The sequence below is a fragment of the Roseobacter sp. genome, assembly GCF_045106495.1.
Lineage (GTDB): Bacteria > Pseudomonadota > Alphaproteobacteria > Rhodobacterales > Rhodobacteraceae > Roseobacter.
Map to the genome: position 1 here is coordinate 1 of NZ_JBGCEQ010000035.1, position 11,638 is coordinate 11,638.

General features: G+C 54.2%; 10 protein-coding genes. 8 read left to right on the plus strand and 2 right to left on the minus strand.

Annotated features, from left to right (window positions below):
* Positions 1-222: 222 nt before the first annotated feature.
* Positions 223-1,059, plus strand: a complete 837-nt coding sequence (locus AB8B75_RS18380; protein WP_405364274.1) for a MaoC family dehydratase N-terminal domain-containing protein — start codon at positions 223-225, stop codon at positions 1,057-1,059.
* A gap of 31 nt (positions 1,060-1,090) precedes the next feature.
* Here the strand turns inward: AB8B75_RS18380 and AB8B75_RS18385 are convergent, their stop codons facing one another.
* Positions 1,091-1,924, minus strand: coding sequence for a B12-binding domain-containing protein (locus tag AB8B75_RS18385; RefSeq protein ID WP_405364275.1), 834 nt, complete (start codon positions 1,922-1,924; stop codon positions 1,091-1,093).
* A 373-nt stretch (positions 1,925-2,297) separates the two neighbouring features.
* Positions 2,298-2,963 (minus strand): SDR family NAD(P)-dependent oxidoreductase, encoded by a 666-nt coding sequence (locus AB8B75_RS18390; RefSeq protein ID WP_405364276.1) that lies wholly within the window; start codon positions 2,961-2,963, stop codon positions 2,298-2,300.
* 273 nt (positions 2,964-3,236) lie between these two features.
* Between AB8B75_RS18390 and AB8B75_RS18395 the strand changes: the two genes are divergently transcribed.
* From AB8B75_RS18395 to rodA, 7 genes are all read left to right on the plus strand, one after another.
* Positions 3,237-4,805 carry a 2-isopropylmalate synthase gene (locus AB8B75_RS18395; RefSeq protein ID WP_405364277.1) on the plus strand — a complete coding sequence of 523 codons (1,569 nt, stop codon included), beginning with the start codon at positions 3,237-3,239 and terminating at the stop codon, positions 4,803-4,805.
* Between the two features lie 145 nt (positions 4,806-4,950).
* A complete protein-coding gene (locus tag AB8B75_RS18400; RefSeq protein ID WP_405364278.1) occupies positions 4,951-5,790 on the plus strand; it encodes an amino acid ABC transporter substrate-binding protein in 840 nt (279 codons plus the stop codon).
* Positions 5,791-5,971: 181 nt separating this feature from the next.
* Positions 5,972-7,012 carry a rod shape-determining protein gene (locus tag AB8B75_RS18405; RefSeq protein WP_405364279.1) on the plus strand — a complete coding sequence of 347 codons (1,041 nt, stop codon included), beginning with the start codon at positions 5,972-5,974 and terminating at the stop codon, positions 7,010-7,012.
* Between the two features lie 72 nt (positions 7,013-7,084).
* Positions 7,085-7,987 carry a rod shape-determining protein MreC gene (gene mreC / locus AB8B75_RS18410; RefSeq protein ID WP_405364280.1) on the plus strand — a complete coding sequence of 301 codons (903 nt, stop codon included), beginning with the start codon at positions 7,085-7,087 and terminating at the stop codon, positions 7,985-7,987.
* A 110-nt stretch (positions 7,988-8,097) separates the two neighbouring features.
* Entirely contained in the window at positions 8,098-8,523 is a 426-nt protein-coding gene (locus AB8B75_RS18415) for a rod shape-determining protein MreD (RefSeq protein WP_405364281.1), read from the plus strand.
* Positions 8,524-8,554: 31 nt separating this feature from the next.
* Complete coding sequence (gene mrdA / locus AB8B75_RS18420; RefSeq protein WP_405364282.1) at positions 8,555-10,498, plus strand: penicillin-binding protein 2; 1,944 nt, start codon at positions 8,555-8,557, stop codon at positions 10,496-10,498.
* Positions 10,495-11,634, plus strand: coding sequence for a rod shape-determining protein RodA (gene rodA, locus AB8B75_RS18425; RefSeq protein ID WP_405364283.1), 1,140 nt, complete (start codon positions 10,495-10,497; stop codon positions 11,632-11,634). The genes mrdA and rodA overlap by 4 nt, the downstream gene beginning before the upstream one ends.
* Positions 11,635-11,638 lie beyond the last annotated feature (4 nt).

Here is an 11,638-nt window from a genome sequence, read left to right on the forward strand (position 1 = left end):
GTGTCACGACCGGTGAGCAATTTACTTCTTCAAGCGAGGAATTGATCATGCGTTGGGAAAAAGAGACCGCCTTGCCTTGAAGGCGCAGGCCGCCGCCAAAAGCGAATATGCTGATGCCAGATGCAATCCCCCACAAGTATCCGGTGCAAAACGGTTGTTTGATTTAAGTGCAGGGCATGGTCATTAGATGTCACAAGACGCGTGCCGGTGGACACCACAGAAATGGATGATGAGACAAATTTGAAAGATTGGATCGGGCGGACGACGGAGGCAGAGGATGTCTTGCGCCCGGAACCCGCGCGTTTCATGCAGGCTACGTTGGATCGCACGCCGGACCTCGCCGTAGGCAGTGAATTGCCGCACCTCTGGCATTGGCTCTATTTCCTTGAAGCAAAACGTCCAAGCGAACTGGGCCGTGATGCGCACCCGCGACGCGGAAGATTTTTGCCCCCGGTGCCATTGCCCCGACGGATGTGGGCGGGCGGTCGCTTCGGGTTTCACATGCCTTTAATCCTTGGCCAAAAGACAAATCGGACATCGACAATAAAGGACGTTGTCGAGAAAGACGGGCGGACAGGCCAGTTGTGCTTTGTCACGGTGCAGCATAACATTTATCAGGGTGGCAGGCTGGCTCTGACCGAAGAACACGATATCGTTTACCGCGGCGATCCAGACCCCGGGGCACCCAAGGCCCAACTCATGCAGGCACCAGACCATGCAGATGCTTCGCAGGTGGTACATCCTACCGAGGTTCTATTGTTCCGCTACTCGGCGCTGACCTTCAATGGTCACAGGATTCACTATGATGCAGCCTATGCGCGCGATGTTGAAGGCTATGAAGGATTGGTGTTTCACGGCCCACTGACCGCTACGTTGCTCATCGATATGGCTATAGGCAAATTTGAGCTTCGCCCAAAACGCTTTGAATTTCGTGGGCTTGCGCCACTATCAGGGATGCACGCCTTCAAAATCGAAGCATGCCTGACTTCCGATAAGGTGGATCTCTGGGCCAAACGCCATGACGATGCGCTCGCCATGACCGCTACGGCCAATTTCTGATCAAAAAGATACTTTTCAGAGCGCGCAGGAATTACGCGTTTTGAAGTGACGTCTCTGTCCAAAACTCACCCATCACACCCAAAGCTTCGTCGACCGTGGTTGCGATTGCGTCCACGCCCATGAGCGCTACCAGATCCGGCGCTTCATGTACGATCTGACCGCTGACAAATATCCGGGCTACCGGATTGCACAGACGCAGGCCAACCACCAGACGAGCCAATGTAGAGGCAGAGTGCAACCCGCTTGCTGAAAGTCCGATTATGCGACAATCGCTTGCTGAAATCCTGTCCAACAGCGCTGCATGTGATAGCCCTACAAGCAGTTCAATGTCCCAGCCTTTTTGCCCCAGCAGATCCGCTGCCATGCGAACGCCAACAATGTGAGTCTCTTCTGGCACAGAGGCGAAAATTGCAGATTTTTTGGTTACCGGTTTGTTGGATACAAACAGATAACTCATACTTCGCATGATTGAATAGATTCGGCTTGATGCGATCGAGACCTCAACAAAAGAAACATGATCCTCCAGCCACCACTCGCCCAACGTCCGCGCGGCTTCGGCCAGATACGCCAGATAGATCGCTTCCAAAGAAGCCCCATCGTCACGCAGGTTTTCGACGAATTGCGTTCCTTCATCTGCTTCCGAAGAAATGAGAGCATAACAGAGTTTGTCTACAACATGCTGGGGCGGACTATCTATCGGATAACTATCCCTTGATGCAATGCCCTTCACACGGCTCAATACTTCGTTCACAATCGTGCCGACTGTGTCGGCGGGCAGCCGCGATTTGAGCTGCAAGACATCCGTCTGTGTCTTCAAATAAACTTCCGGCGGTATTTGCTCGAAGCTTTGCTTGAGTGATGGCATGCCTGCGCCCCCCCGGCTTCTGGCCCCCAATAGTCGTAATAGCAAAGAAAAGTGCTGTGGAGCGAGCGTAGGTTTGCGCCCCCTCATCTGTCAATCAATGTTTACATTTTCTGGCGATGTAGGACGGCGACCCCCAATCCGAACCGGTGCAAAATTCGTCGTGGAGCGTGCTCTTTATTGATTGAGGCCACATTTAAAAGCGCTGTGTGCGTCTCGGCGCATTTGCAGGCGATTGGCTGACCGTCGCGGAAGTTCGATGGACCTGATAACGTCTCATCCATTTCAACGCATGCGAAACGGCTTCACACGCAGATACTGCCAGTTCTGAAACACCAGAAGGACAACACCCTACAGGTAGCGATCAACCGATTGCCTACCAAGGCACCTCGACCCCCGCCCAGTCGAAAAACCGCCCGGTCTGATCCGGGCCCAAACCGTCAACCACAGTCAGAAGGTTTTGGGCAGCTTCTTGCGGCGATACAGAAGGGTGCCGACCGAGGTATTTTTGCGTAAAAGGCGTCGCAACTGTGCCGGGATGAAGGGCTACACATGCGGTTTGTTTGTGCGTCCGCGCAAGTTCAATAGCGGTTGTATGTACGATCTGGTTGACCGCCGCTTTGGCGCTTCGATAGCTGACCCATCCACCCATTCGGTTGTCGCCAATAGAGCCGACCCTCGCGGAAATTACAGCGACTATGGAAGGCGAGTTGCGCGGCAGCAGATCACTAGCATGACGCAGAACCAGGGCCGGACCCAATGCGTTTACTGCAAACTGATCCAACATTGCTTTAGCGGTCAAGGATTTGATGGATTTCTCAGGCGCTGCCCCCTCGATTTCCAATGCGCCGGTGGCAATAAGGACAAAGTCAAAAGTGTCTTTCAAAGCACTCAAATGGGCATCCACAGATGTTTCGTCTGTAATTTCAAAGCCATCGTCCCTTCGTGACAACCGCGCTACTCTGTCCCCGCGCGCCTCGCACGCCGTTGCAACAGCTCTGCCCACGCCACCAGAAGCCCCTATGATCAAAACCTTTTTCATTGTCAGTGAGATAGCAGGGCAACAGTTTGCTTCAAGCCCCGTGCGGTGAACCTCGGACGCATTTGCCTCAAAAACCGACTTCCCATTTCTGAACGGGGCGGTATAACACCGTTATGGCCCCGGTTTTTTATACACCCATTCGTTCGCGCTATTCCTTGCGCCCGGCTGCCGCTCTGCTGCTGCTAACCCGCCTCTGAGCGTGCCTTTCGGCGCGCCCGCTCAGAGGGATGTGCAGCGCGCCAAGATATCAGCAGAAAATCGAAAGAACCAGACATGACAAATAAAGCCAAACAGGACCGGGTCCTGATTTTTGATACAACATTGCGTGACGGCGAACAGTCTCCGGGCGCTACAATGACTCATGCCGAAAAGCTCGAAATCGCGGGACTTCTGGACGAAATGGGCGTGGACATAATCGAGGCTGGGTTCCCTATCGCCTCCGAGGGTGACTTCGCCGCCGTCTCCGAAATTGCCAAGCAAGCGCAGAATTCTGTAATATGCGGGCTGGCACGGGCGCAATTCGGCGACATTGATCGCTGCTGGGAGGCTGTCAAACACGCAAAGCGCCCCCGCATTCACACCTTCATTGGCACGTCACCCTTGCATCGCGCCATCCCCAATCTCGACATGGATCAAATGGCGGACCGCATCCATGAGACAGTGTCCCGCGCTCGCAACTTGTGTGACAACGTCCAGTGGTCGCCCATGGATGCCACCCGCACGGAGGCGGACTACCTGTGCCGTGTCGTGGAAATCGCCATCAAGGCGGGTGCGACTACCATCAATATCCCTGATACCGTCGGCTACACGGTGCCTCGCGAATCTGCCGATCTGATTAGAATGCTGTTGCAACGCGTGCCTGGCGCGGACGAGATCATCTTTGCCACCCATTGCCACAACGATCTGGGGATGGCGACGGCCAACAGCCTCGCCGCAGTTGAAGCGGGCGCGCGCCAAATTGAGTGCACGATCAATGGCTTGGGCGAACGCGCGGGCAATACGGCACTCGAAGAGGTCGTGATGGCGATGAAAGTGCGCAACGATATCATGCCCTACCAAACTGGCGTGGACAGCACCAAGATCATGAACATCTCCCGCCGCGTCGCGACGGTCTCTGGTTTCCCGGTGCAATTTAACAAGGCGATTGTCGGTAAGAATGCCTTTGCCCACGAATCCGGTATCCACCAGGATGGCATGCTGAAAAACGCAGAGACCTTCGAGATCATGCGCCCCGAGGACGTCGGGCTTTCCGAAACCAACATCGTCATGGGCAAGCATTCTGGGCGCGCAGCGCTGCGCTCCAAACTCGAAGACCTGGGTTTTGAGCTTGGGGATAACCAGCTCAAGGATGTATTTGTCAGGTTTAAGGAATTGGCAGACCGCAAAAAGGAAATTTACGACGATGACTTGATTGCTCTGATGCGCACGTCGTCTGATCCGGAAAACGACCGTCTCAAGTTGCAGTCCCTCAAGGTTGTCTGCGGCACGGAAGGCCCGCAGCAAGCTGATCTTGTGATGGAGATTGATGGCGAAGAGCAGACAACGACGCAGACCGGTGATGGTCCGGTGGATGCCTCTTTTAATGCGATCAAGGCGCTCGTCCCACACAATGCGCGCTTGCAACTCTATCAGGTGCATGCTGTGACAGAGGGTACCGATGCGCAGGCGACCGTTTCCGTGCGGATGGAAGAAGACGGGCGCATCGTGACCGGTCAATCGGCCAATACCGACACCGTTGTCGCTTCGGCGCTGGCCTACATTCATGCGCTGAACCGCTTGCTTGTCCGGCGGGAAAAAGCCGGTTCCGATAAACGCGAAATCAGTTACAAAGACGTCAGCTGAGCGTCAATCACGCGGGTGGATCGTTGCGCTGCCCGCGTTTTTTTGCTCTTCGTGTGATGCGGGAAAACTAAAGGGCGGCCCCACTCGAAACTTCTGCTAGTGTGTGGTCAACACATCTTTTTTCGAAACCAATAGGAAACCCGACATGCGTCCCATTCTAACACTCTTTATTGCATTGCTCATCTTGCCGATGGCGCTTCAGGCCCAGACGTTGGAACGCATAAAATCATCTGGCGAAATCAAACTGGGATATCGCACTGACGCCGCTCCGCTGTCTTTTGAAAGTGATGCTGGACGGCCACAGGGGTATTCGCCAATTGTCTGTTTTGCACTGGCAGAACGGTTGGGCGCGCAGCTTGGTATGGAAGAGCTTGAAATTGTTTTCGAGCGCGTCGACACGAACAATCGCTTTGAAAAAGTCGCAAACGGAGAGATTGATCTTCTGTGCGGCGCGTCAACGATTACACTCGAACGCCGCGAGCTCGTTGATTTTTCGGTGCCCACTTACGTCGATGGCACGACGGTGATGTTGCAGAAAGACGGTGTGTCCAATTTGAAGGAGCTGGCAGGCAAAAAGGTCGGTGTGCGGGGTAACACAACGACAGAAGACGCGCTGAATAACTCGTTACAGGCCGATGGCATTGACGCAGAAGTGGTGACATTCGAAGATCACGGTTCGGCAATGGCAGCGATGGAAAACAAGGAAATCGATGGGTATTTTGCGGATCAGTCGATCCTGATCAATATGTTTCTGAACAGTGACAAACGTGACCAATTCAAAGTCTTTGAAGGAATCTTGACGGTCGAAAAGCAAGGTTTTGCCATGGCGCGCGGCGATAGCGATTTCCGTTTGGCCGTCGATACGGCCATTTCAGAGCTGTTCCAAGACGGTTCCATGGCAAAGGCATTTCAGAAAGCACTGCCTGGTGCTGAGCCCGGAGGGGCATTGGAAGCCCTGTTTTTGTTGTCTCCCACCTTGCCTTAGGACAACTTTAGAGTGTAGCGCTAAGGTGATTCGAATTAGGCGGGCAAAAAAAATGACGCGCAACATGCTTTCGAGATCATCGTTAACGCCCCTTTCACCCTTACTCGCCTAAGCATATATACAGAACGAAGCCCCTCTTAAAAAGTGCGGGCGAAGACAAATTCGGGCAAGGTTATTCTTAATGTTTGACAAAATTCGCGGGCTGTTTTCTTCCGATATGGCCATTGATCTCGGAACGGCCAACACGCTGGTTTATGTTAAGGGTCGCGGCGTGATCCTGTCGGAACCCTCCGTAGTTGCATATCATGTCAAGGATGGCGTGAAAAAAGTGCTGGCAGTGGGTGAGGACGCCAAGCTGATGCTGGGGCGCACGCCCGGCAGCATAGAAGCGATCCGCCCGATGCGAGAAGGGGTGATCGCCGATTTTGACACAGCCGAGGAGATGATCAAACATTTCATTCGCAAGGTGCACAAGCGGTCGACTTTCTCTAAACCGAAGATCATCGTCTGCGTTCCGCATGGCGCCACGCCCGTCGAGAAACGTGCCATCCGCCAATCCGTACTCAGCGCCGGGGCGCGTCGGGCAGGTCTCATTGCGGAACCGATTGCCGCCGCTATCGGAGCTGGCATGCCAATTACGGACCCAACGGGAAATATGGTTGTGGATATTGGGGGCGGGACCACCGAAGTGGCTGTTCTGAGCCTTGGGGATATTGTCTATGCACGGTCTGTTAGGGTCGGCGGTGACCGGATGGACGAAGCCATCATCAGTTACCTGCGCCGTCAACAGAACCTACTGGTTGGTGAAACAACCGCAGAACGCATCAAGACATCTATCGGCACCGCTCGTATGCCGGACGATGGGCGCGGCACGTCGATGCAAATCCGAGGAAGAGATTTGTTAAATGGGGTGCCAAAGGAAATCGAGGTTACCCAGGCTCAGATTGCCGAAGCACTGGCCGAACCCGTGCAGCAGATTTGCGAGGCTGTAATGACGGCATTGGAAACAACACCACCAGATCTTGCCGCCGATATCGTGGACCGGGGTGTCATGTTGACTGGCGGCGGCGCGCTTCTGGGCGATCTGGATCTTGCCTTGCGCGAGCAAACCGGTCTTGCGGTTTCAATCGCCGACGAGTCGCTAAATTGTGTGGCACTAGGAACCGGCAAGGCTTTGGAGTTCGAAAAACAACTGCGTCACGCGATTGACTACGACAGCTGAACGTAAAAACCGTTAAGACCTCATCAGCGGCAGGTTTGCCCTGCCTGACATGAGGCAGGAGACGACCGGTAGATGGCAAAAGAACGAACCAATGGCAGCGAATTTACCGGCCCACTGCGGCGGTTGCTATTGGGTGTTGCAGTTTTGTGTTTGTTTGCGACTTTTCTGGTCTGGCGCATAGATAGCCCACGTGTCGAGCGTTTTCGTGCTCAGGTTACGGATCGCTTTGTGCCGAGCTTGGACTGGGCCATGGCCCCAGTCACCAGCGCGATAAATCTTCTCAAAAATTTCCAGAGTTATCAACGTCTTGCGGAGCAAAATGGAGAGCTTCGATCTGAACTGCGTCGCATGCAGGCCTGGAAAGAAGCGGCATTGCAGTTGGAGCAAGAAAATGCCCGGTTGCTCGACCTGAACAACGTGCGACTGGATCCTCGCCTGACGTACATCACTGGCGTCGTGTTGGCAGATAGCGGGTCGCCTTTCCGGCAGTCGGTTTTGCTCAACATCGGCGCGCGTGATGGTATCGTAGACGGTTGGGCTACGATGGATGGCATCGGGGTCGTGGGTCGTATCTCTGGCGTCGGCGAAAACACGTCACGGGTTATTTTGCTCACTGACGCGTCAAGCCGCATTCCTGCAGTGATCCAACCGTCCGGACAGCGTGTTATCGTTTCCGGAGACAATTCTGCAGCACCGCCGATTGAATTTCTGGAAGACAGTGATGCAGTGCGCCCGGGGCACCGTGTCATCAGTTCGGGAGACGGGGGCGTTTTTCCTGCGGGGTTGCTGATCGGTCAGGTTGCGGCAGACCCAAATGGAAAACTGCGAGTCAGGTTGGCGGCGGACGATCAGCGTCTGGAATTTCTGCGTGTTCTGCGCCACCATGGCACCGAGCCGGTGTCGGACACAGCACGCGTAATTGGGCCCCAATTGCCCAGACAGCCGCAAATCGCTCAAGATGGGTTTAGCCAGTGACGGACATTCCGTTCACACGCTTGTGGGCTATGCGGATTGGATTTGCGGCGCTGGTTTGTGTCATATTGTTCTTTCATCTTCTGCCTTTGGAATCGCAACCAGGAAGCTGGGTGGGCCCGAACCTTTTGATTGGTTTCGCATTTGCGTGGTCTTTGCGACAACCTGAATACGTGCCAACTCTGGCGCTCGCTGTTTTGTTCTTACTTGCTGATCTAATTCTGCAACGTCCACCCGGCCTTTGGGCGTCGCTTGCTCTGTTGGCGTGCGAACGGCTGAAAGGACGTTCCCGTGGATCGCGGGAGCGTAGCTTTGTTGCCGAGTGGTTGCACGTCTGCATTATGATTGCGGGTATCACCTTGGTTTATCGCGCCGTGTTGATCATTACTTTGCTGGATTTGCCACCCTTTGGCTTGACGGTGATTGAGGCGATCATGACAATGGTTTTTTATCCGGTCGTTGTAGCGATAACACACGGACTGATGGGTGTTCGCAAATCGGCCCCCGGCGATTCTGAGAAAATAGGAAGTCGGATATGATCCATGCAGACATGTCAGCAGAGGGCTGAGAATGAAAAAGACCCGCGCAGAATCGGACCTCAGTCACCGCCGTATCTCGCGTCGGGCTGCCTTGTTGGGCGGCGCTCAAATGTTGTTCATCGGCGGTCTTGCTGCGCGCATGCGGTTTTTGCAGGTTGATCAGGCTGATCAGTTTCGCCTACTGGCCGAAGAAAACCGGATCAATGTTCGATTGATTCCGCCATCCCGTGGCGAAGTTTTCGACCGCAACGGTGTCAGGTTGGCGCAAAACGCTCCTTCCTATCGCATCGTGATTGTCCGGGAAGACGCAGGTGATATCGATGCGGTTTTGGAACGTCTTTCGACAATCGTCGATTTGGACGCCGAAACTCTGGAACGTACTAAGCTTGAGTTGAAACGATCACCTTCCTTTCTGCCGGTAACGATCGCCGAAGATGTCAGCTGGCATGATATAAGCCGTGTTTCCGTCAATGCGCCCGCGCTCCCAGGTGTCACACCTGAGGTCGGTCTCAGTCGAATTTACCCTCAAGGATCTGATTTTGCGCATGTACTGGGGTATGTCGGCCCAGTGTCCGACTATGATCTCGAACGGATTGAAGACCCGGAACCCGTTTTACGCATACCGCGCTTTCAAATTGGCAAGGTCGGGGTGGAAACAAAACTGGAGCCTCTGTTACGCGGAAAAGCTGGTGCCAAACGTGTTGAGGTGAACGCAGCCGGGCGGGTCATGCGTGAGTTGGACCGTGTCGAAGGCACCCCGGGAGCGGATTTGCAGCTGACGATCGACGCTAACTTGCAAGGTTATGTGCAAGCGCGGCTCAGCGAGGAAAGCGCAAGTGCCGTGGTGATCGATTGCGATAATGGCGATGTCGTTGCCTGTTCGTCGGCGCCCACTTACGATCCAAACCTTTTTGTGCGCGGTATTTCCGTCAAGGACTACAATAGCCTGACAGGCAACAAGTACCGGCCCTTGGCCAGCAAGACCGTTCAGGGCCTCTATCCGCCTGGTTCCACATTCAAGATGATGACGGCGATGGCAGCACTTGAAGCCGGTTTGATCGGGCCGGATGAAACAGTGTACTGTCCTGGGCATCTGACAGTCTCAGGCCGCCGCTTCCATTGTTGGAAACGCGCCGGTCATGGATGGGTCGACTTGCAAACTTCGTTAAAACGCTCTTGCGATGTTTACTATTATGATCTTGCCATCAAAATCGGTATCGAAAAAATTTCGGCAATGGCAAAACGCTTTGGACTGGGTGTCAAACATGATGTGCCTATGTCTGCTGTGGCTCAAGGTCTTGCACCCAACATGGAATGGAAATCATCAACTTATGGGCAAAGCTGGCGAGTGGGTGATACGGTCAACGTTTCGATCGGCCAAGGTTTCATGCTCACGTCACCCTTGCAACTGGCGGTCATGTCCGCAAGATTGGCAACCGGCCGTGCGGTTGAACCCCGGTTGATCAAATCGATTGACGGAGTCGAAACGCCAGAGCGTGGCGGCGAAAACATGGGAATGAATGAAAACAACTTGCGGAAAATGCGACGGGCCATGAACGCTGTGGTTAACGACCGTCGTGGAACCGCTTACGGGTCTCGCATTATTGATGACACCATGAGGATGGCCGGGAAAACGGGTACCAGCCAGGTCCGCAACATTACCGCAGCGGAACGGCGTGCAGGCGTAATCCGAAACGAGGATTTGCCCTGGGAACGACGTGATCACGCGCTCTTTGTCAATTTTGCGCCGGTCGAGAAACCAAAATACGCCGTAGCTGTTGTCGTCGAACACGGTGGGGGCGGCTCTAAAGCAGCGGCACCCATTGCGCGCGATATTACGCTACAAGCATTGGCTGGCGGTCCACCTTCATTGGAGGCTTATCCTGCGAAAGACCGCGAGCGCATCGAATTACAACAAGAAAAACTGCGTCAGATGCAACCGCAAGCGGTCTTTTCCGGGCGGGATCAGGCATGAGCTATCTTGAATATGCCGTTAAGTCCGCACCGTCAGGTTTGCGAAAGATACTTTATCTCAATTGGCCCGTTGCCCTTTTGCTGGTGTCTGTGGCCGGAGCCGGTTTCCTGATGCTCTATTCCGTCGCCGGCGGATCCTTCAGCCCTTGGGCGGAACCGCAGATGAAGCGTTTCGCATTGGGTTTCGGCCTGATGATCTGTGTGGCAATGGTCCCTATTTGGTTTTGGAGGTCCTTATCCGGCATCGCCTACTTGGGCACTGTTGCGCTACTTGTTGCTGTCGAACTTTTCGGGACAGTCGGCATGGGGGCACAGCGTTGGATTGATCTGGGTTTCATGCGCTTGCAGCCTTCGGAGTTGATGAAAATCACGCTGGTGATGTTTCTCGCAGCATACTATGACTGGCTGCCGGCAAAGCGCACCTCGCACTTGTTTTGGGTGTTATTGCCGGTTCTCATCATACTTGTCCCGACATATCTCGTCTTGCGGCAACCTGATTTGGGAACCTCTATCCTCTTGCTTGCAGCTGGTGGTGGCTTGATGTTTCTGGCCGGCGTGCATTGGGCTTACTTTGCGGCTGTCATTGCCAGCGCCATTGGATTGATCACGGCTGTTTTCAAATCGCGTGGAACCGAATGGCAATTGATCAAGGATTATCAATTCCGCCGCATCGACACGTTCCTTGATCCTAGCACTGACCCACTCGGCGCCGGGTATCACATTACCCAATCGAAGATTGCCCTGGGTTCAGGCGGTTGGACCGGGCGCGGTTTCATGCAGGGAACGCAAAGCCGGCTGAACTTTCTACCAGAGAAGCACACGGACTTTATCTTCACGACGCTGGCAGAAGAATTTGGGTTTCTGGGTGGTGTTTGGTTGCTTGGTCTTTATGCGCTGATCATTGTCTTTTGCGTCTGGTCTGCCTTGATGACCAAAGATCGTTTTTCTTCGCTTCTGATACTCGGCATTGCATTGAATTTCTTTTTGTTCTTTGCCGTTAATATGTCGATGGTCATGGGTATGGCACCTGTTGTCGGGGTTCCTTTGCCGCTGGTGAGCTACGGCGGGTCTGCAATGTTGGTTCTGATGCTCGCCTTTGGGTTGATGCAAAGCGCCCATGTCCACCGCCCGAGGTAATTCA

Coding starts and splice junctions, on each gene's coding strand:
- AB8B75_RS18385 (WP_405364275.1), bottom strand. CDS start 1,924: ATGCCATCACTCAAGCAAAGCTTCGAGCAAATACCGCCGGAAGTTTAT.
- rodA (WP_405364283.1), top strand. CDS start 10,495: ATGAGCTATCTTGAATATGCCGTTAAGTCCGCACCGTCAGGTTTGCGA.
- AB8B75_RS18400 (WP_405364278.1), top strand. CDS start 4,951: ATGCGTCCCATTCTAACACTCTTTATTGCATTGCTCATCTTGCCGATG.
- mreC (WP_405364280.1), top strand. CDS start 7,085: ATGGCAAAAGAACGAACCAATGGCAGCGAATTTACCGGCCCACTGCGG.
- AB8B75_RS18395 (WP_405364277.1), top strand. CDS start 3,237: ATGACAAATAAAGCCAAACAGGACCGGGTCCTGATTTTTGATACAACA.
- AB8B75_RS18405 (WP_405364279.1), top strand. CDS start 5,972: ATGTTTGACAAAATTCGCGGGCTGTTTTCTTCCGATATGGCCATTGAT.
- mrdA (WP_405364282.1), top strand. CDS start 8,555: ATGAAAAAGACCCGCGCAGAATCGGACCTCAGTCACCGCCGTATCTCG.
- AB8B75_RS18380 (WP_405364274.1), top strand. CDS start 223: ATGGATGATGAGACAAATTTGAAAGATTGGATCGGGCGGACGACGGAG.
- AB8B75_RS18390 (WP_405364276.1), bottom strand. CDS start 2,963: ATGAAAAAGGTTTTGATCATAGGGGCTTCTGGTGGCGTGGGCAGAGCT.